The organism is Rhodovulum sp. P5 (assembly GCF_002079305.1).
Lineage (GTDB): Bacteria > Pseudomonadota > Alphaproteobacteria > Rhodobacterales > Rhodobacteraceae > Rhodovulum.
Genome location: NZ_CP015039.1, coordinates 1,379,799 through 1,399,045, shown reverse-complemented (window position 1 = coordinate 1,399,045; position 19,247 = coordinate 1,379,799). Strand labels below are relative to the sequence as shown.

The window sequence follows — 19,247 nt, the reverse complement described above, 5'->3', positions numbered from 1 at the left end:
GGACGGGACCTTAGATCAATCCCCGCGGGGGGAAAACTGCTATCTGGTCAAGGCTTGGGCGGGCGGCTAGGTAGGAGAGGATTGAAAGACGGAACAGGGAACCGGATCATGAGCACACCCATCGCCATCAGTTTTGCCGAAACCGATCTTGACGCGATCGATGCGGCGACGGGCCGTGTGGCCGTCTTCGTGGGAGAGGATGGCAAGCTCGACCCCTCGGCGCGGCGGGTGAACAAGCTGATCCGCGGCGCCCTTTCCCGGTTTGTCGAAAGCCCCGCCTTCGAAAAGATGTCGCCCGGTGATGTCACGTCGCTGGCCTATCCGGCCCAGCTTGACGTGGAGGCGGTGGACGTTGTCCGGCTGGAAAAGCGGCCGGGGGCTGACGTGGCCCGCAAGGCGGGCGCAGCGCTGGCAAAACTGATGAAGGGCGGGGATGTATTGCTGTTGGCGGGGTCGAATGCGGGGGCTGCCGATATCGCCTTTGGCTTTGCCCTCAGGGCCTACACCTTCGATGCGCACAAGAGCGCCGAGCCGACCGTACCGGGCAAGGTCCGCGTGATGGCCACGAAACCCGAAGAGGTCGCCGCCGCCGCCGGCCCGATGGCAGCCCTGGCCGAGGGGGTGTTCTTCACCCGCGATCTGGTCAACGAACCGGCCAACATCCTGACAACGGACGACTTTGCCGCGCGGCTTGCCGCGATGCAGGAACTGGGGCTTGAGGTCGAGATCCTTGAGGAAGAGGACCTGCGCAAGCTCGGCATGCGGACGCTTCTGGCCGTGGGACAGGGCTCGGAAAGCCCGTCCAAGGTTGTCGTCATGCGCTGGAACGGTGGCGAAAAGGATGCCGCCCCGCTGGCGCTGGTCGGCAAGGGGGTCGTGTTCGACACTGGCGGCATCTCGATCAAGCCTGCCGCCGGCATGGAAGAGATGACCATGGACATGGGCGGCGCGGCGGTCGTGTCCGGCGTCATGCGGGCGCTGGCCCTGCGCAAGGCCAAGGCGAATGTCGTGGGTCTGGTCGGGCTTGTCGAGAACATGCCCGACGGCAAGGCACAGCGCCCCGGCGATATCGTGAAGACGATGAAGGGCGACACGGTCGAGGTCATCAACACCGATGCGGAGGGCCGACTGGTTCTGGCCGATGTCCTTTGGTACGCGCAGGAGCGGTTCGCCCCCGCCGCAATGATCGACCTGGCCACCCTGACCGGCGCGATCATCATCGGGCTGGGCAACTACAATTCCGGGGTCTTTTCCAACGACGACGATCTCTGCAACGCGTTCCTTGCCGCCGCGGCGAAGGAGGGCGAAGGCGCGTGGCGCATGCCGCTGGGCGATGCCTATGACCGGCTGCTGAAATCGCAACTGGCCGACATGAAAAACGTGGGCGGGCGGGCCGGGGGCTCCATTACCGCGGCGCAATTCCTGCAGCGCTTCGTCAAGGACGACTGCCCGTGGATCCATCTCGATATCGCCGGTGTGGCCCGGGTGTCGGAAGAAACCGCCCTTGCCCCCAAGGGCGCGACCGGGTGGGGCGTTCTGACGCTGGACCGTTTGATTGCGGACCGTTTCGAAGCCTGACGAGCGTGGTAAGATGCTGTCCCTGAACGGGAGGTGAGTCATGATCATACCGGCGCGACGCTATCGAAACCCGGAGGCTGCGCTTGCCTTTCTGGCGGGCGTGCTGGGGCTGGACGAACATGCCGTCTATCGTGATGAGTACGGGGCGCTGGTCCATGCGGAGCTGCGCATCGGCGATGGGGTCGTGATGATCGGGCCTTGGGGGCGTGGCGCCTTTGACGACCACATGATCGACCCCAAGGACACAGGCGGGCGTGAGACGACGACGATCTATGCCGTGATTCCGGATGTGGCTGACCGCTACGAACGTGCGAAGGACGCCGGGGCCGAGATCGTTCTGCCCTATGACGCGCACGATCATGGCGGGCACAGCTTTTCGGTTGCCGATCCAGAGGGCCATATGTGGACCTTCGGCGACTACGACCCGCTGGCCGGGCGGTGATGGGGGCCGCGCTTTTCTATCACCTGACGCGCCGCCCGCTTGAGGCGACCTTGCCGGTTCTTCTGGAAAAGTCGCTGGCACAGGGCTGGCGCGTGGTGGTCCGCGGGACGGACGAAGCGCGGCTCGACTGGCTGGATGAACGGCTTTGGATGGGCGAGGGGTTCCTGCCGCACGGGCGCGCGGGTCGGGGGTTCGACGCCGATCAGCCCGTCCTGCTGACGACCGGTGCGGACGCCCCCAATAACCCGCTTTGCGTGATGGCCGTGGACGGGGCCGCCGTTGCTCCGGAAGAGGCGGGCGCCCTTGAACGGGTGTGCATTCTCTTCGGCGGCAACGATCCCGCGGCGGTTGAGCATGCCCGCGGCCAGTGGCGGGCCCTGACCGGGGCGGGCGTGACGGCGCAATACTGGTCTGAAGAGTCGGGGCGGTGGCAGAAGAAGGCGGAAAGCGGCGGCGCCTGAGCGTGATCCGGCGCGGTGCACGCGGATGCGCTATCGCGTCAGGATCATCCGGTCGCGCACCACCTCGATCCGCTCGAACCGGTTCAGGTATCCCATGCCCAGCAGCGACTCGCGCATCTCGCCAGAATTGACATAGGCGCGCACGTCCCGGTCGGTGATGGCGCCAAGGCGCATTTCTCTTAGCCGAACGGGGGCGGTTTCCACGGCGCCGTTTGCTGTCCGGGCCTCGCCGAAATAGTTCAGCTTGGCGGGGTCGAGCCCCACGCGGCGCGCATCCTTCTGGGTCAGGACGACGTCGGTTGCACCGGTATCCACGACAAAGCGCACCGGGTTTCCGTTCACCAGGATCGTCACATAATAATGGCCGTCCGGCGCGCGCGGCACCTCCACCCTGGCGTCTTCGGAAAAGACGGCCTGACGCGGCAGGACCTGCTGACGGATGTCGGACCACAGCCCGATCCCCGCGATCACGCCCAGAAAGATCAGCCCCCAAAGCAGCGCGTGGCGCGCCGCATGACCCAGGCGGTTACGGTTGGCCACAAGGAAGTAGCCCCCGATCGCCGAGCCCAGAAGCACAAGATAGATCAACCGTCCGATGTCGTCGCCCGACATGGCGTTCCTTTCGGGAAAGAAGTATCGCGATGGGATATAGGCAGTCATATGCCGAAACGCGAGGCGACAGTCACGGGGCCAGGCCGAAATCCCGTAACCCGTCGAGCACGAACTGTACCGACAAGGCCGCCAGCAACATGCCCAGAAGCCGCGTCACCACATTGATTCCGGTTCGGCCAAGGGCACGCTCCATCAGCCCGGCCGACAGAAACAGCAGCAGCACGACACCGATCACGGCAAGCATCGCCAGATGGATCAGGACCATGGCAAGCGGGTCGCGGCCAACCTCTCCGTTCAACAGGATCATCGTGGCCATCGCGCCCGGCCCGGCAATCAGCGGCGTGGCCAGCGGAAAGACCGAGGGATCGGGCCGGTCGTCATGGGCCTGATCCTCGCGCCGCTTGGCGCGTCGCTCGAACAGCATCTCAAGGGCGGTCAGGAACAGAAGGATCCCGCCCGCTATGCGGAAGGCGGGCATCGAGATCCCGGCAAAGGCCAGAACCTGTTCGCCGAAAATGCCAAAGAGCGTCAGAAGCCCAACGGCAATGGCCGCCGCTCGAAACGCGATGGCGCGGCGGGCGGCGCCGTCCATGCCCTGCGTGATGGCCACGAAAAGCGGCGCGAGCCCCACGGGATCGACGATCACGAAAAGCGTGACGAAGGCGCCGATGTAAAAGGTTGTATCCATGCCGCAGCCTTAGGCTGCGGCACCAGTTCTGGCAATGCACAGGGCACGGTTCCACGAACGCTGGGCTTGGATCAGGCCGTGCCCAAGGCCGTTCAGGATTTCCGCCGCCCCCCGAAGGCGCCGATCAGGGCCACGCCGCCGGCAAGCAGAGGCAGGCTGACCGGAAGGGGAACCGAAGGTGTAAGACCCACCTCGTAGGTAAAGGTGCCCGCGGCATACGGATCGCCGTGGCCCAGAACCTCAGGGTCGTAGGTCGTGCCGATTCCCGTGCCGGGCGTGCCGCCGTAGCGCCCGCCGCGGACGAAACTCAGCGCGCCATTGCCGTCATTGGTTGCAAGAGAGCCCATCCAGTTGGGAGAACTGCGGTTCCCGTTTTCGTCGGTCGCGCTGTAGCCGTAGGAAACGATGGCGTAGGATCCCGGCGTGAGAACAAGCGGGCCGACAAGGTCCTTGAACCGGCTGCCGCCTTCCAGCGTGCCATAGTCATTGGCGGTGAAGGTCATCGCGGCGAGGATGGAATCGCCAACGGTGCCGGTGCGCGACCAAAGCTCCGTAGTCAGCGTTCCGGCAATGCCGTCGCCGTCATCGTCGAAGGCGCCAAGGCTCAGGACGGTAACGGTCTCATTGACCTCGAACAGCATTCCGAGAATGCCGCCATAGGCCTGGTTGCCGTCAAAGACCGACTGAACCTCATAGGCCGTGATCGGCGAGGCCGATGCCGACCCAGCCATGAACATAGAAATAGCGAGAGAAGCGACGACAGGTTTCATGTTGTACCCCCTAAACGAAACTAAACCGTCCAGTTCAAAGCTGCTGCCGGGGTCGGCTTTCTGTCAAGCAGCGAGAGGCGGCATTGTCCCGCATGCGAAAAATGCCGCACCTCTGGCGTCTGGAGGGTTCCGTCGCTGGAGACGAGTAGCGCCTCAGCTTTTCTGACCTGACGTCTCCATCTCCTCAAGCGATTCCAGCGCGGTCATCCAGAGCGTTTCCGCGCGCTCCATCGCGTCTTCGACTTCCGCGAACTTGCGCTGCCAGAGCAAGCGCTCATCCTCTCGGGCCGAGTCGTACAGCGTTGGATCGGCCAGCTTTTCGGACAGCTTCTCGTGCATCTCGGTCAGCTTCTCGACCCTGGCCTCGCATTTGCGGACCTCGGCGCGGGCGGCAAGCAATGCATCGCGGGACGGTTTCTTCGATGTCGGCTTCGGGGGGGCGGCAGGTTTTTCGGGCGCATCCGAGGCCAACAACAACCGGCGATAGGCGTCGAGGTCTTCGTCATAGGGGGAAACCCGCCCGTCCTTTACCAACCATAGCCGGTCGGCGACGAGGCTGAGAAGATGCATGTCGTGGCTGACAAGAATCACGGCGCCGGAATAGGCGTTCAGCGCGTCGCTCAGCGCTTCGCGGCTTTCGATGTCCAGATGGTTGGTCGGTTCGTCGAGAATCAGCAGATGCGGCGCATGCAGCGTGGCCAGCAACAGCGACAGCCGGGCCTTTTGCCCACCCGAGAGTCGTCCGACCTCTGTTTCCGCCTGATCCGCGCCCAGTCCGAACCCCGCCAGCCTGGCGCGCAGCTTGGCCGGCGCATCCTCTGGGCGTTCGCGGCGCAGGTGGTCGAGGGGTGTCTCGTCCAGATGCAACTCGTCCACCTGATGCTGGGCGAAATAGCCGATTCTCAGTTTGCCCGATCGTGTGACCCGCCCCCCCAGGGCGGTAAGCTTGCCTGAGAGCAGCTTCGACAGGGTGGATTTGCCCTCACCGTTGCGCCCCAACAGCGCGATCCGGTCGTCCTGATCGATTCGCAGGGTCAGCCGCGACAGCACCGGTTTGCCGTCATAGCCGACCGAGGCGCTTTCCAGCGCGACGATGGGCGGGGACAGTTCGTCCGGCTGGGGAAAGGTGAAGACCGTCCGCGCCGCATCTTCGGGTGCGGTGATGCTGTCCATCTTCTCCAGCATCTTGAGTCGGGCCTGGGCCTGCTTGGCTTTCGACGCCTTGTAGCGGAATCGGTCCACGAAGCTTTGCAAATGGGCGCGCCGCGCGTCCTGTTTCTTCGCTTCGGCGGCCTGAACGGCGCGAGTCGCAGCGCGCGCACGGGCGAAACTGTCGTATCCGCCCGTGTAAAGCGTGAGCTTGCGGTCCTCCAGGTGCAGGATATGGCCAACCGCGCGGTTCAGCAGGTCCCGGTCGTGCGAGATCAGAATCACCGTGTAGGGATAGCGGGCGAGGTAGGATTCCAGCCACAGCGCCCCTTCGAGGTCGAGATAGTTGGTCGGTTCGTCCAGAAGCAGCACGTCGGGGCGCGCGAACAACACGCCAGCAAGGGCGACACGCGTCCGCCAGCCGCCCGAAAAGGCAGAGCACGGCATGGCCTGTTCGGCTTCGGTGAAACCCAACCCCTTCAGAATCGCAGAGGCCCGCGCCTCTGCCGACCAGGCGTCGATATCGGCAAGGCGCGTCTGCACCTCCGCGATTCGATGGGGGTCGGTGGCGGTGTCGGCCTCGGCCAAGAGGGCGGCGCGTTCGGTATCGGCGGCCAGAACCGTATTCAGCAGCGATACGTCAGAGGCCGGTGCTTCCTGCTCCACCCCGCCGATGCGGGCGCGGGGCGGCAGGGCGATATCGCCCGACTCAAGCGACAGTTCCCCCCGGATCAGGCGGAAGAGCGTGGTCTTGCCCGCCCCGTTGCGCCCGACCAGGCCGACCTTGTGGCCCTCGGGAATCACGGTGGAGGCCCCGTCGAACAGCGGCCGGCCTTCGACTGCGTAGGAAATATCGCTGATGCGTAGCATGCAGGGCATGTGCCGCAGCCCGCAGCCCCCGTCAATCGCCGCTTTTCAAGGCGTAGACCCCATGCTAGCAGAGCCGCGATTTTTCACCGCCGCATGTGCCGCGGCGCCTAAGAGGACCCGATCATGGCCATTCAGCGTACCTTCAGCATCATCAAACCCGACGCGACCAAGCGGAATCTGACCGGCGCGATCAACGCCAAGCTGGAAGCCGCCGGCCTGCGCATCATCGCGCAGAAGCGAATCCACCTGACCGAGGCGCAGGCCGGCGTGTTCTATGCCGTCCACAAGGAGCGTCCCTTCTACGGCGAACTGTGCGAGTTCATGGCCTCCGGCCCCATCGTGGTGCAGGTGCTGGAAGGCGAAGACGCGATTGCCAAGAATCGCGAAGTCATGGGCGCGACCAACCCCGCCGAAGCCGCCGAGGGCACGATCCGCAAGGAATTCGCCCTGTCGATCGGCGAAAACTCCGTCCACGGTTCGGACGGCGAGGACACCGCCAAGGAAGAGATCGCCTACTTCTTCTCGGGTCTCGAACTGGTGGGATAACCCGTCCCGGGCACGTTCTGTACCGCCATACAGGCGTTTTCCTCGCGCGTTCCTGCGCGACTCTCACATCGGGTCGGTCCATCGGGCCGGCCCTTTTTCGTGCCGACTCAGATACTGGCCCAGTCGGTGAAGGTGACCTGCGGTTTCGGGTTCGGTCGGGTGCGGGCGTTTGTCGGGGCGTCGGCCTTTGGGGGAACCGGGCGGCTTGTGCCGGGATTTGAGGCTGCCATGTCATTCTCCTTTCGCGGGTTTGGCCTCGTGGCGACTCGGGGTTTCCGGCCGCCTGCTTTCATGAAACGCCCCAATTCTGGCGCGAACCCGTGCGGAATCATGGCGAAAGTTGAGAAACGGACCGTTTCCGTCCCGTCCGTGGGGGCGTCGGCCGCCAAAGAATTGCGCCCCGACATCGGCCCGGCACAAAAGAAAACGCCCGGGGGCTGGTACCCCCGGGCGTTTCGATCAGGCTTGCGCCCGTATTAGCGGGACGTCTCGGCGACGCCGTAGTACTGACGATCGGCCAGCAGCGACCAGCCCATGCGCGAGGACAGCGGCGTGGAGCCGGTCGTCAGGATGACGTTGCCTTCGCCGTAGTCGTAGTTGAGCAGTTCCCAGCCCATCTGTTCGGACACGATCGGACCGGACATCAGTTCGGTGTTCGATTTCTTGGTCGACACGCAGGCAAAGCCCAGCATGTCAGAGAAGGGGGTCGTGCTTGCACCCGGCTTGCCGAAGTCGGTGTCGGTCAGCACGCGGTCTTTGGTGGCGAGTTTGGGAAGCCAGTTGTCCCAGATATATTTGTCGGCCATGGATCCTCCAGGTTTTCAAAGGTCCCGCATCGTCGTTGGAAGGAGCGCAGCTCGTTCAGGGCCCGACGAGAACGGCGGATTTGCAGTACGGCACCTCCCATTACCCCACTATGTACCGGAAAACTCAATGGCTCTGACGGTCGCAGGGACAATATGCGGTGCGACAGGTGCGACGCCTGCGACCGGCTGTCAACGCTGAACGATATGTCGCACGATTTCGGGGGGGTGTCAGCCTTCGTTGACATTGCCAACGTCAATCGCTTGTGACATCGTTTCTAAGTGACGACGATGGTCGGAGGCAAAACTTCCAAAGCCTTCGCAGCGGAAAGCACCCGATCGGAAGTTGTCGACGCCTGCGTGCAGGCTCTGCACGTACCACAGTCGAAAACCATATTGGGGAGACGACAATATGTCTGACGATCCTGACAAAGTCTGGCCGACCGGTCTGACCCTTGCCGAAGCCGAAGAGATCCACAAGCAAGTGATCGACGGCACCCGCGTGTTCGGCGCCCTGGCGCTGTTCGCTCACTTCCTGGCTGCCATCGCCACCCCGTGGCTCGGCTAATTTAGGAGGACCTAGGTTATGAACAACGCGAAAATGTGGCTGGTCGTTAAGCCGACCGTTGGTATCCCGCTCTTCCTGAGCGCCGTCGCCATCAGCTCCTTCCTCGTGCACGTTGGCATCGTTGCCAACACCACCTGGGTGGCTGACTACCACAACGGCGCTGCTTCCGAGTAAGCCGTTCTGGTGAACGAGACGACGATCTTCTCGGATAACCATCTGGTTTGAGAGAAGCGTTTTGCGAAGGCCGGGGCCAAGCCTCGGCCTTTACGCGCTGGGCGCCCTGCCCATGCCACATAGGAAACGCGCCCTTGCGGGCCATCGGGGCACGGCGCCGGTGAGGTTGCCGTGTGGAGTGCGACCGCATGAATCGATTCAGTAAAATGGCCGTCCAGGCGCTTGCCGCGACCGGGACGCGCTTTATGCCGTTTGCCGAAGCGGCAAGCGACGATCTACCCCTCAGCCGCCTGTTGCGCCTTGCCCTGTTCCAGGTCTCGGTCGGGATGGCCATGACACTTCTGGTCGGGACCCTAAACCGGGTCATGATCGTCGAACTTGACGTGCCGGCAACGCTGGTCGGCGTGATGATCTCGCTGCCGCTGGTATTTGCGCCCTTTCGCGCGCTGATCGGCTTCAAGTCCGACACGCACAAATCCGCGCTCGGCTGGCGCCGCGTGCCCTATATCTGGAAGGGTACCCTGCTGCAGTGGGGCGGCTTCTGCGTGATGCCGCTGGCGCTGATCGTGCTGTCGCGGCAGGAATACGCGGCCGAGGCGCCGATATGGATCGGGCTGGTCAGTGCGGCGATTTCGTTCCTTCTGGTCGGGGCGGGCATGCATATCGTCCAGACCGTCGGGCTGGCGCTGGCCACCGACCTTGCCCCGCGGGAGGATCAGCCCAATGTCGTGGGTCTGATGTATGTCATGCTGCTGGTCGGCATGATCATCAGCGCCCTGATCTTCGGTGTGCTTCTTGAGAACTTCTATCACGCCAAGCTGATTCAGGTCGTGCAGGGGGCAGCCTTGATGACCCTTGTGCTGAACGTCCTGGCGATCTGGAAGATGGAGGCCCGCGACAGGGATCGCGCCTACAAGCAGCGCACCAATCCCGAACCCGATCCCACCTTTGCCGAGGCGTGGGGCCTGTTCATGCGCGGGGCGAATCCCAAGCGTCTGCTTTGGGTCATCGGTCTGGGCACGATGGGTTTCGGCCTGGCCGAGGTCCTGCTGGAGCCCTATGGCGGGCAGGTGCTGGGCATGACCGTGTCTGCCACCACGCGCCTGACCGCCACCCTTGCCGGCGGCAGCCTTGTCGGGTTCGCCTGGGCGTCGCGCGTGCTCAGCCGCGGGGCCGATCCGATGGTCATGGCGGGGTGGGGTGCGGCGGTCGGTCTGCCGGCCTTTGCGCTGATCACCTTCTCTGCCACGCTGCAGTCCCCGGCGATCTTCGTGCTGGGCACGCTGTTTGCGGGATTCGGCGCGGGTCTTTTCGGTCACGGTACGCTGACGGCCACGATGCGCGCCGCCCCGAAAGAGCAGGTCGGTCTGGCGCTTGGCGCATGGGGCGCGGTGCAGGCGACCTCTGCCGGGATCGCAATCGCCCTTGGCGGTGTCGCCCGCGACGTGATTCTTGCCTCGCCCCTGTCGACGCTGTTTGGCGCGGCCACCCCGTATTTCTTCGTCTACGGTGCGGAGTTCCTGCTTTTGGGAATCACGCTGGTGGCTGTCTATCCGCTCGTTGCGCACAAGGTGTTCGGCGCGCAAAGCCACACGACCTGAGATCTGCGGCATTTCGGCCTTAACCGCTTTGACAAGCCGTCACCGTTCGCGAGTATGTCCCCGCAAGGGGGCATACCGTGATCGAATCAAGTCCTAGAAATCTGCTGGCCGCACTGGCCCTTCTTTCCACGTCTGCCGGGGCTGCGGTCGCGACCGAGGTGCGCATTACGGAACCGGGGGGGGACAACAGTGCCGTGAAGGCGGTCGAGTCGGCCGCGCTCACCGTTCGAACGGTCGCAAACGAAGAGGCGACGGCGCAGGACATCTATTCCGCCGCGCTCGCCGATTATTCCCGCATCGTCGGGGCGCTTTATGCGCGCGGCTATTACGGCCCCGTTGTGAATATCCGTCTTGATGGGCGCGAGGCCTCCTATATCGCGCCCCTGTCCGTGCCCAGCAGTATCGGCGTTGTCGAGATCAAGGTGCAGACCGGGCCGGCCTTCACCTTTTCACGGGCAGAGATCGGTCCGCTTGCCCCGGGTACGGTCCTGCCGGATGGCTTTGCCGCGGGAAAACCTGCCGAAAGCGGTCTGATCCGGCAGGCGGCCAGCGCGGGCGTCGAAGCCTGGCGCGCGGCAAGCCACGCCAAGGCGGAAATCTCGGGCCAACGGATCGCGGCCAACCATCGTAACGCGACGCTGTCGGCGGATCTCAAGCTTTCGCCCGGTCCGGCCGTGACCTTCGGCAAACTCGTGATCGAGGGCGATTCGCGGGTCCGTCGCAAGCGGCTGCACGACATCGCCGGGCTTCCGGAGGGCGACCCCTTCGATCCGGAAAAGCTGGAAGACAGCGCCGATCGCCTGCGCAAGACCGGCGCCTTCCGCTCGGTCCGCCTGGCAGAGGCCGAGACGCTGGCCCCCGACGACAGCATGGACATCACGCTGGAGGTCGTGGATGACAAGCCCCGCCGGTTCGGCTTCGGTGCGGAACTCTATTCGCAAGAGGGGCTGTCGCTTAGCAGTTTCTGGATGCATCGCAACCTCTTGGGTGGGGCCGAACGGTTGCGGTTCGATCTGGAGATCAGCGGCGTCGGCGGGGCCGATGACGGCGGAGAGGACTTCAGTCTGAACGGGCTTTTCGAACGTCCGGCGACCTTCGATCCGGATACGGGCCTTTATGTTCTGGCCGGCATCAAACGGGATAACGAACCGAACTACACCGAGGATTCATCGAAATTCGGCTTCGGCTTGACCCATGATTTCTCTGACCGGCTGTCGGCACGGTCGGGGCTTTTGCTGAACTACTCCGATATCCGTGACGATCTCGGAGAGCGGTATATGTATCATGCCATGTTCCCGACCGCGCTGACATGGGATGGACGCGAAAGCGATCTGGATACCCGCAACGGGTTCTACCTCAACCTGCAAGCAACGCCGCTTTTGGGTCTTGGGGGAGAGGCCGAGGACGGTGCGCAGATCAAGGCCGATATGCGTGCCTATCGCGGCATCGGGGAAAGGCTGGTTCTGGCTGGGCGCCTCCAGATCGGATCGATTCTCGAGGCGAGTGCGCAGGGCGTGCCCTCGGACCTGCTGTTCTTCTCGGGCGGCGGTGGAACCGTGCGCGGCCAGCCCTATCAATCGCTGGCGGTTGAACTCGACAATGGCGACGAAATCGGCGGCCGGTCGTTTATTGGTCTGTCGGCAGAGGCGCGCATGGGCGTCACACGGTCGATCGGCGTTGTTGCCTTTGCCGATGCCGGCTTCATCGGTCCGAATTCCTGGATGGATGACGGGAAATGGCATAGCGGCGCGGGACTTGGCCTTCGATACGATACCGGGATCGGGCCGATCCGCTTTGATGTTGCGGCGCCGATGGGCGGCGGAACCGGCGACGGCGTACAATTCTATATCGGGATCGGGCAGGCTTTCTGATGCGCAGGATTCTAATTTGCCTTGTGATCGTCGCAAGCCCCGCCCCGGCACTCGCGCAGGAATCGGAAGACGGCGGCGGCTTTATCGAGAACTTCCTCGAAAGCAAACTGTCCGGCGCAGGCCGGGAGGTGACCGTCACGGGATTTGAGGGCGCCCTGTCCTCGCGCGCGACGATGGAAGAACTTGTCATCGCGGATGAGGATGGCCCCTGGCTGATCCTCCGGGGCGCGGTTCTGGACTGGTCGCGCGCTGCGCTGTTGCGCGGTCGCATCGACATCAAGGAACTGACCGCGGATGAAATCCTCCTGCCGCGCCTGCCCAAATCGGAAGGCGACAAGGCGACGGTCAAGGATTCCGAGGCCAAGCCGTTCTCTTTGCCCGATCTGCCCGTGTCCATCGAGATCGGAAAGATTTCGACCGAGAAACTGGAACTTGGCGAGGCCTTGATCGGGCAGGACGCCGTGCTGACCATCGATGGCGCCGTGCGGCTGGCCGGGGGCGAAGGCGGGGTCGATCTGACCGCGACGCGCACCGATGCTGAGGGCAATTTCAAGCTGGCGGCGGGCTATAGCAACGAGACCGAGATCCTGTCCCTCTACCTTGCCATGACCGAAGGGCAGGGCGGGATTGCCGCCAGCCTGCTGACCCTGCCCGGGGCCCCGTCGCTGGATCTTTCCGTGATCGGAGAGGGGCCGTTGTCCCGTTTCGGTGCGGATTTGCGGCTGGCGACCGATGGTGTGCAGCGGGTCGCGGGACGGGTCACCCTGGCCGAGCCCGAGGGGGACCCGGGCACCAACGCCTTTACCCTTGCCGTTGCGGGCGACTTGCGGCCGCTGATGGAAGACCGGTTCCGCCCGTTCTTCGGTGAACGCACGTCGGTCAGTGCCAAGGGGACACGGTATTCCGATGGTGCGCTCGATCTGGAGGATCTTCAGGTCGCGGCCGATGCGCTCAATCTCACCGGGACACTGGAACTCTCGCCCTCGGGCTTGCCCGAAAGGTTTTCCCTTGATGGGCGTCTCGATGGCCCCGTCGTCCTGCCGGTGCCCGGCCCCGCCGCCAGGGTCGATGGCGTCGATCTGGTCGCCCGCTTCGACGAAGACGAAGGGGATAGTTGGTCGGCGCAGGCGGTGCTTGACGGGTTCTCTCGGGATGGCCTGTCCATCGCACGTGCGGACCTGGCCGGTTCCGGTACGATCCGGCCGGAAAACCCGGCATCGGTCACCGCCGATGTCGTCTTCAAGGCAGAGGGGCTCGACCACAACGACCCGGCCCTTGCGCAGGCGATGGGACGCGGGGCCGAAGGATCGGCGGCCGTGACATGGGAGCAGGGGGGGCAGGCGACGCTCCGCAACCTCTTGCTGACTGCGGGGAATATCCGCGTCATGGCCGATGCCACGTTGAACGAACTGGCCGACGGTCTGCCGGTCGAGGGGCAGGCACGGCTGTCCGTGGGGGACCTGTCGCGCCTTGGCTCCCTTGCCGGCCGCGATCTTGGCGGGTCGGCAGAGGCGCGGGTGTCTGGCCGGTACGGTCTCCTCGACGGGATCTTCGACGTCACCCTTGATGCCGCCACCCAGGATCTGGCCGCGGGCATTCCGCAACTGGACCCGCTGCTGGCCGGGCGCGGCACCGTTGGCCTGTCCGCTGCGCGCGGACCCGAAGGGACGACGCTGCGCGATCTGGATGTCCAGACCGATGCCGTGACCCTTGCCGCGAATGCATCGCTTTCCGCCTCGACCGGCGGGGGCAAGGTGCGCGGAGAGATTCACGACCTGTCGCTTGTCGACCCGAATCTCAGCGGTCCGGCCACCGTGACCGCCGATGCCGCGTGGGAGGCCGACGGAAATCTCAGGCTTGAACGGTTCACGATCCTTGGGGCCGGGGCCGAAATCGACGGGACCGGAACCATCAAGCCCGACGATCCGGACCTGCCGGTCGATGCCGATCTGTCCTTCGCCGTGGCCGATCTGTCGGCTTTTTCCGGGTTGGCCGGGCAGACGCTGGCGGGGACACTCAAAGGTACCGCAAGCCTTGCGGGCGCCGTGAATGCCGATCTTGAGGTGGCGGCCGATTTGACGGGAACCGGCGTTGCCACCGGAATTGCAGAGGCTGACAAGCTGATCGATGGGCAGGTCGCCGCTTCGGTCCGTGGGTCGCGCAAGGAGGGGGTCATTCGCGTCGACGCGCTGCAGGCGGACACTCCGCAACTGACCGTGCACGCCGATCCTGCCGGAAATGGCGGCCTGAACGTGGCGGCCCGCCTGTCGGATCTTGCGCTTCTGGTGCCGAACTTCGCCGGTCCCGTGACGCTGGACGGGCAGGTGCGTCCGCGCGGCGCCAATTGGGGCCTCGATCTCGATCTTGTCGCACCGGGGGGCACCACGGCGACCGTGCGCGGGACCCTCGCGCAGGACGCATCGACGGCGGATCTGACGCTGAGCGGCGGGCTGCCCTTGGGGCTGGCCAATGCCTTCATCGCCCCGCAAAGCATAGATGGGCAACTCCGGTTCGATCTGGCGCTCGACGGCCCCCTTGATCTTGCATCGCTGTCGGGCCGGGTGTCGGCATCGGGCGGGCGCGTGGCGATACCCTCGGCAAGCCTGGCCATCGAGGACCTCGGGGGCACCGTCGATCTGTCGAATTCCACGGCACAAATCAACGTCGCCGGTGCGTTGGGGGCTGGCCGCGTGGCCGTGCGCGGGCCGGTCAACCTGACAGCACCTTTCAACGGCGACCTGACCGTAACGCTTGATGGGGCCGAGTTGCGTGACCCCACCCTTTACCAGACGACCCTGGACGGGCAGGTGACGATGTCTGGCCCCCTGACCGGCGGCGCCAGCATCGGCGGGCGGATCGATGTCGGCCGGACCGAAGTGATGGTTCCCTCGTCCGGCTCGGGCGCGGGTGGGCCGATCCCGGATATCGTGCATATCGGCGCGTCCTCGGCCGTGCAGGGAACGCGGGTCAAGGCCGGGCTCATCAAGACCAGCAGCGAGGGCGGAAGCAGCGGCCCCGGCTATCCGCTGGATCTGGTCATCTCGGCGCCGTCCCAGATCTTCGTGCGCGGCCGCGGGCTGGAGGCCGAGCTTGGCGGGCGGATGCGCCTCAGGGGCACGACGTCGGATATCGTACCGGAAGGGCAGTTCGACCTGATCCGCGGGCGGCTCGACATCATGACCCAGCGCTTCGATCTTGATGAAGGGCGGGTGTCGCTTCAGGGGGCGCTGGAGCCATATATCCTGTTCGTCGTCGATACCCAGCGCGGCGATACCGATTTTGAAATCCGGGTCGAAGGGCGGGCCAGACAACCCGAGATCACGTTCAACTCATCCCCCGAGCTGCCCGAGGACGAGGTTCTGGCGCAACTTCTGTTCGGCGAAAAGATCGATAGCCTGTCGGCCTTCCAGGCGGTGCAGCTTGCCGCGGCGGCCTCCGAACTCGCGGGTGGGGGCGAAGGATTCTTCGGAAACCTGCGCCGGAACATCGGGCTTGACCAACTGGACGTGACCACAGGTGCCGATGGCGGCGCGCAGGTCGCCGCGGGCAAGTATATCAGCGACAACCTTTATTCCGAAGTCGTGGTGAACTCCGAAGGGCAGACCGAAATCCACCTCAACCTTGACGTCACGCGCAGCCTTTCCGTCACCGGCAGCGTCGACGATCAGGGCGATACCGGGATCGGCTTCTTCTTCCAGCGCGACTACTGAGCGCGATCAAAGGTTCCCGCGACGCACAAAGCGGGCGGCCTCGGCCGCCGCGGTGCGGAGCGCGCGGGCCTTGTTGACGGTTTCCTGCCACTCCGCCTCGGGGTTGCTGTCATAGACGACCCCGCCGCCGGCCTGGATATAGAGCTTTTCGTCCTTCACCACGGCGGTGCGCAGCGCGATGCACATGTCCATGTCGCCACCGGCGGCGAAATAGCCGACACCGCCGCCATAGACGCCGCGTTTTTCCGGCTCCAGCTCGTCGATGATCTCCATCGCGCGAACCTTGGGGGCCCCCGACACCGTGCCCGCGGGCAACCCGGCCAGCAGGGCCGACAGCGCGTCGTGATCGTCCGAGATCTGGCCGACCACGTTCGACACGATATGCATGACGTGGGAGTAGCGCTCGATGATGAACTCTTCGGTCGGGCGAACGGTGCCGATCTTTGCCACGCGCCCGACGTCGTTCCGGCCGAGGTCCAGCAGCATCAGGTGTTCGGCGCGTTCCTTCTGGTCGGCCAGAAGATCGGCCTCCAGCGCGCGATCCTCTTCCGGTGTCGCGCCGCGCGGCCGCGTTCCCGCGATGGGGCGGATCGTCACCTCACCCTCGCGCAGGCGGACAAGGATCTCGGGCGAAGCACCGACCACCTGAAACCCGCCGAAATTGAAGAAGAACATGAAGGGCGAGGGGTTGGTTCGGCGAAGCGAGCGGTAGAGCGCAAACGGCGGCAGGGGGAAATCCTGTGTCCAGCGTTGCGCCGGGACGACCTGAAAGATGTCGCCCGCACGGATGTATTCCTTGGCCTTCTCCACCGCGGCCATGTAGCCGTCCTTGGTGAAGTTCGACACCGGCTCCCCGGCCTCGCGGGCCTCTCCGAAATCGCGGGTGTCGGCGGGAACTGCGCGTTCCAGATCGCGCAGCGCATCCATCACGCGCTCGGCCGCCTGGGCATAGGCGGCCTTGGCCGACAGCCCCGGTTCGGGCCGGGCAGGGGACACGACCGTGACCTCCCCCTTCACCCCGTCCAGAACGGCGACGACCGAGGGGCGCAGCATCATCGCATCGGGCAGGCCCAGCGGGTCGGGATTGACATTCGGCAGGTGTTCGACCAGCCGGATCATGTCATAGCCCAGATAGCCGAACAGGCCCGCGGCAATGGCGGGCAGATCCTCGGGCATGTCGATGGCGCTTTCGGCCAGCACCTGCCGCAGGGTGTCCAGCGGGCTGCCCTCCATCGCCTCGAACGCGTCGGGGTCAAACCGCGCCTGCCGGTTCACCCGGCTGGTGTCTCCCCGGCAGTCCCAGACCAGATCGGGCTTGAACCCCACGACGGAGTAGCGCCCCCGAACCTCTCCCCCGGTCACGGATTCCAGCATGAAGCTGTCGGTCCGGGCGCCGGCGAGTTTCAGCATCAGCGACACCGGCGTGTCGAGATCTGCGGCAAGACGGGCATAGACCACCTGGGCCTTGCCCTTGGCATAGCCGGCTTCGAAAGCGGCGAATTCGGGGATCAGCTTGGGCATCGCGCGGCGACCTTATCGGAAGTTGGCATGCACGGCGTTGATCGCCGACTGGTCGAGGTTCAGACCCGCATCGTTGATCAGCGCCTGCGTGAAATAGGCGTAGAGGTCGCCCGCAATGCTCTGCGCGGCCTGACCGGTCAGGTTTTCCAGAAGGAACGCGGCATTGGGGTCGTTCGGATCGGGGGGCATGATCTCCAGAAGCCGGATCAGCCAGACTCGGTCGCCGATGGTGGCGACGGTGCTGTCCCCAAGATCGGACAGGCCGAACAGGGCGCCGTTCAGTTCCGGAGGGGTGAGGCTGCCCCGCGCAAGGCCGGTCTCGAACTCGAACGGCACGCCAAGCGCGTCGATGAACTTGCCCGCGTCCAGTTCCGCTTTCATCGCCTCGGCCATTTCGGTCAGGCGGCGGCCGGTCTCGGCGGCACGCCAGTCGGCGATCACCTGCTCGCGCACGTCCGCAAGCGGGCGCAGCGCGGGCGGAATTTCGGCATCCAGACGCAGGGCGAAGATCCCGCCGTCTTCCAGTTCCAGGATCTCGGGGAAATCGCCCTCGGCGGCACTCTCTGCGGCGGCGCGGAAATCGTCATAGGCGGCGATGCCCTCATCGCTGTCGGCGGTGAAGTCGATCTGGCCGACTTCCATCTTGGTTTCAGTACCGAGTTCCTCAAGCGTTGCCCCCGCGGCCAGCAGGTCATCCAGATCGGTGATCTGGTCGCCGATCACGCGGATCGCGCGGTCCCGCGCGGCTTCCTCGGCCAGCGCTTCGCGGGCGTCCTCGAACGGGGTTTCCTGCGCGGCCAGGATCGCGTTGACACGGAATATCGCCGGCCCGAGATCGGACAGATGCGGCCCGGTGATCCCGGGTTCGTTCAGGGCAAAGACTGCCCGCCCCGCGTCGCCCCCGATTTCGACCTCGGTGACATCGCCCATATCCACATCCATCATCGACAGGCCACGGTCGGCAACGGCATCCTCGAACGTCGTCTCGCCGGCAACGATCGCCTCCATCGCTGTGGCGGCCGATGCCCCGTCGGGGAAGACCAGCCGTTCGACAAGCCGGCGCTCGGGCTGAACGAATTCGTCGATCCGGTCCTCGTAGAGCTGGCGCAGCACCTCTTCATCGGGTTCGATCCGGTCCAGCATCATGTCAGGGGTTAGCCAAGCATAAGTGATCTTGCGAATCCGGGGGGCGGTATAGGCGGCGGGCGTGGCCTCGTACTGGGCCTGAATGGCGGCTTCGTCCGGTTCCCCCACGGGGGTGGGCAGGTTTTCGCCGGTCAGTTCGACCAGGTTTGCGCTGCGGCGTTCGGCCAGAAAGGCGTAGATCGTCCGTGCATAGGTGTCCGGCTGGCCAAGCCCGCCGACGACGGCCGCCTGCAACAGCGATCGGGCGGTATCGTCCCGAACGCGGTCCTCGAACGCGGATTCGGTCAGGCCGTTGTTCTTCAGCACATAGGCATAGGTGTCGCGGCTGAATGTCCCGTCCGGCCCCTTGAACGCCGGAAAGTCCCTGACCCGCTCGGCCACCCGTTCGTCGCCGACAGACACGCCCAGCCGCGCCAGTTCATTGTCCATCGCGGCGTCGCCGATGACCCGGCCGCGCACGCTGGCCACGATGCCGCGGGCCTCTGCCTCGGCAAGGCTCATCCGTTCCCCTGTCGCGGATTGCTGCGCGGCCAGTTCCTGCTGCAACGCCCGGCCGTATGTATCGATGCTGATCTTGCGGTCGCCGACGGTGCCGATGGAGTCGATCGAGCCGCCGAAATTCGACACGCCGAACCCGCCGAGCCCGAGGATCAACAGAAGCATCAGCACCCAGACAAGCGATTTGGAGGTTTGCTTGGCGACGGATTTTGACATGTGGGCGCCCCTTTGCCACAGCG

General features: G+C 64.9%; 16 protein-coding genes. 9 read left to right on the top strand and 7 right to left on the bottom strand.

Annotated elements, in window-relative coordinates; genetic code table 11:
* The first annotated feature begins 108 nt into the window (after positions 1 to 108).
* Genes RGUI_RS06835 through RGUI_RS06825 form a run of 3 tightly spaced genes read left to right on the top strand, consistent with a single transcriptional unit; the run spans position 109 to position 2,481 of the window.
* Positions 109 to 1,578, top strand: coding sequence for a leucyl aminopeptidase (locus tag RGUI_RS06835; protein WP_081532360.1), 1,470 nt, complete (start codon positions 109 to 111; stop codon positions 1,576 to 1,578).
* A 40-nt stretch (positions 1,579 to 1,618) separates the two neighbouring features.
* Positions 1,619 to 2,020, top strand: a complete 402-nt coding sequence (locus tag RGUI_RS06830) for a VOC family protein (RefSeq protein ID WP_081532359.1) — start codon at positions 1,619 to 1,621, stop codon at positions 2,018 to 2,020.
* Positions 2,020 to 2,481, top strand: coding sequence for a DNA polymerase III subunit chi (locus tag RGUI_RS06825; protein WP_081532358.1), 462 nt, complete (start codon positions 2,020 to 2,022; stop codon positions 2,479 to 2,481). The genes RGUI_RS06830 and RGUI_RS06825 overlap by 1 nt, the downstream gene beginning before the upstream one ends.
* Before the next feature lie 30 nt (positions 2,482 to 2,511).
* On the opposite strand, the gene RGUI_RS06820 is transcribed toward RGUI_RS06825, so the two are convergent.
* The 4 genes from RGUI_RS06820 to RGUI_RS06805 all read right to left on the bottom strand — a co-directional run bounded on the left by RGUI_RS06820 (position 2,512) and on the right by RGUI_RS06805 (position 6,570).
* Positions 2,512 to 3,093: a TIGR02281 family clan AA aspartic protease gene (locus tag RGUI_RS06820; protein WP_081532357.1), complete on the bottom strand. Its 582-nt coding sequence runs from the start codon at positions 3,091 to 3,093 to the stop codon at positions 2,512 to 2,514.
* A 70-nt stretch (positions 3,094 to 3,163) separates the two neighbouring features.
* Complete coding sequence (locus RGUI_RS06815; protein ID WP_081532356.1) at positions 3,164 to 3,781, bottom strand: MarC family protein; 618 nt, start codon at positions 3,779 to 3,781, stop codon at positions 3,164 to 3,166.
* A 92-nt stretch (positions 3,782 to 3,873) separates the two neighbouring features.
* Entirely contained in the window at positions 3,874 to 4,551 is a 678-nt protein-coding gene (locus tag RGUI_RS06810; protein ID WP_156882891.1) for a hypothetical protein, read from the bottom strand.
* A gap of 153 nt (positions 4,552 to 4,704) precedes the next feature.
* Positions 4,705 to 6,570: an ABC-F family ATP-binding cassette domain-containing protein gene (locus RGUI_RS06805; RefSeq protein WP_081535999.1), complete on the bottom strand. Its 1,866-nt coding sequence runs from the start codon at positions 6,568 to 6,570 to the stop codon at positions 4,705 to 4,707.
* 123 nt (positions 6,571 to 6,693) lie between these two features.
* Here RGUI_RS06805 and ndk point away from each other — a divergent pair, with 123 nt between their 5' ends.
* Entirely contained in the window at positions 6,694 to 7,116 is a 423-nt protein-coding gene (gene ndk, locus RGUI_RS06800; protein WP_081532354.1) for a nucleoside-diphosphate kinase, read from the top strand.
* Between the two features lie 476 nt (positions 7,117 to 7,592).
* Here the strand turns inward: ndk and RGUI_RS06795 are convergent, their stop codons facing one another.
* Positions 7,593 to 7,922, bottom strand: a complete 330-nt coding sequence (locus RGUI_RS06795; protein WP_081532353.1) for a hypothetical protein — start codon at positions 7,920 to 7,922, stop codon at positions 7,593 to 7,595.
* 409 nt (positions 7,923 to 8,331) lie between these two features.
* On the opposite strand from RGUI_RS06795, the gene pufB reads away from it, so the two are divergent.
* From pufB to RGUI_RS06770, 5 genes are all read left to right on the top strand, one after another.
* A complete protein-coding gene (pufB, locus tag RGUI_RS06790; RefSeq protein ID WP_081532352.1) occupies positions 8,332 to 8,487 on the top strand; it encodes a light-harvesting antenna LH1, beta subunit in 156 nt (51 codons plus the stop codon).
* Between the two features lie 18 nt (positions 8,488 to 8,505).
* Complete coding sequence (locus RGUI_RS06785) at positions 8,506 to 8,661, top strand: light-harvesting protein (protein ID WP_081532351.1); 156 nt, start codon at positions 8,506 to 8,508, stop codon at positions 8,659 to 8,661.
* Between the two features lie 188 nt (positions 8,662 to 8,849).
* Positions 8,850 to 10,262: a PucC family protein gene (locus RGUI_RS06780; protein ID WP_081532350.1), complete on the top strand. Its 1,413-nt coding sequence runs from the start codon at positions 8,850 to 8,852 to the stop codon at positions 10,260 to 10,262.
* 77 nt (positions 10,263 to 10,339) lie between these two features.
* Positions 10,340 to 12,133 (top strand): autotransporter assembly complex family protein, encoded by a 1,794-nt coding sequence (locus RGUI_RS06775; RefSeq protein ID WP_081532349.1) that lies wholly within the window; start codon positions 10,340 to 10,342, stop codon positions 12,131 to 12,133.
* Positions 12,133 to 15,843 (top strand): translocation/assembly module TamB domain-containing protein, encoded by a 3,711-nt coding sequence (locus RGUI_RS06770; protein ID WP_081532348.1) that lies wholly within the window; start codon positions 12,133 to 12,135, stop codon positions 15,841 to 15,843. Before RGUI_RS06775 ends, RGUI_RS06770 begins: the two co-directional genes overlap by 1 nt.
* Positions 15,844 to 15,849: 6 nt before the next feature.
* Here RGUI_RS06770 and trpE read toward each other — a convergent pair whose 3' ends face one another.
* A complete protein-coding gene (trpE, locus tag RGUI_RS06765; protein WP_081532347.1) occupies positions 15,850 to 17,364 on the bottom strand; it encodes an anthranilate synthase component I in 1,515 nt (504 codons plus the stop codon).
* Between the two features lie 12 nt (positions 17,365 to 17,376).
* Positions 17,377 to 19,224: a peptidylprolyl isomerase gene (locus RGUI_RS06760; RefSeq protein ID WP_081532346.1), complete on the bottom strand. Its 1,848-nt coding sequence runs from the start codon at positions 19,222 to 19,224 to the stop codon at positions 17,377 to 17,379.
* Between the last annotated feature and the right edge of the window lie 23 nt (positions 19,225 to 19,247).

What these genes read in the sequence shown, in the direction of transcription:
- RGUI_RS06835 (WP_081532360.1), top strand. Translation starts at nt 109, where the DNA reads ATGAGCACACCCATCGCCATCAGTTTTGCCGAAACCGATCTTGACGCG.
- RGUI_RS06830 (WP_081532359.1), top strand. Translation starts at nt 1,619, where the DNA reads ATGATCATACCGGCGCGACGCTATCGAAACCCGGAGGCTGCGCTTGCC.
- RGUI_RS06825 (WP_081532358.1), top strand. Translation starts at nt 2,020, where the DNA reads ATGGGGGCCGCGCTTTTCTATCACCTGACGCGCCGCCCGCTTGAGGCG.
- RGUI_RS06820 (WP_081532357.1), bottom strand. Translation starts at nt 3,093, where the DNA reads ATGTCGGGCGACGACATCGGACGGTTGATCTATCTTGTGCTTCTGGGC.
- RGUI_RS06815 (WP_081532356.1), bottom strand. Translation starts at nt 3,781, where the DNA reads ATGGATACAACCTTTTACATCGGCGCCTTCGTCACGCTTTTCGTGATC.
- RGUI_RS06810 (WP_156882891.1), bottom strand. Translation starts at nt 4,551, where the DNA reads ATGAAACCTGTCGTCGCTTCTCTCGCTATTTCTATGTTCATGGCTGGG.
- RGUI_RS06805 (WP_081535999.1), bottom strand. Translation starts at nt 6,570, where the DNA reads ATGCTACGCATCAGCGATATTTCCTACGCAGTCGAAGGCCGGCCGCTG.
- ndk (WP_081532354.1), top strand. Translation starts at nt 6,694, where the DNA reads ATGGCCATTCAGCGTACCTTCAGCATCATCAAACCCGACGCGACCAAG.
- RGUI_RS06795 (WP_081532353.1), bottom strand. Translation starts at nt 7,922, where the DNA reads ATGGCCGACAAATATATCTGGGACAACTGGCTTCCCAAACTCGCCACC.
- pufB (WP_081532352.1), top strand. Translation starts at nt 8,332, where the DNA reads ATGTCTGACGATCCTGACAAAGTCTGGCCGACCGGTCTGACCCTTGCC.
- RGUI_RS06785 (WP_081532351.1), top strand. Translation starts at nt 8,506, where the DNA reads ATGAACAACGCGAAAATGTGGCTGGTCGTTAAGCCGACCGTTGGTATC.
- RGUI_RS06780 (WP_081532350.1), top strand. Translation starts at nt 8,850, where the DNA reads ATGAATCGATTCAGTAAAATGGCCGTCCAGGCGCTTGCCGCGACCGGG.
- RGUI_RS06770 (WP_081532348.1), top strand. Translation starts at nt 12,133, where the DNA reads ATGCGCAGGATTCTAATTTGCCTTGTGATCGTCGCAAGCCCCGCCCCG.
- trpE (WP_081532347.1), bottom strand. Translation starts at nt 17,364, where the DNA reads ATGCCCAAGCTGATCCCCGAATTCGCCGCTTTCGAAGCCGGCTATGCC.
- RGUI_RS06760 (WP_081532346.1), bottom strand. Translation starts at nt 19,224, where the DNA reads ATGTCAAAATCCGTCGCCAAGCAAACCTCCAAATCGCTTGTCTGGGTG.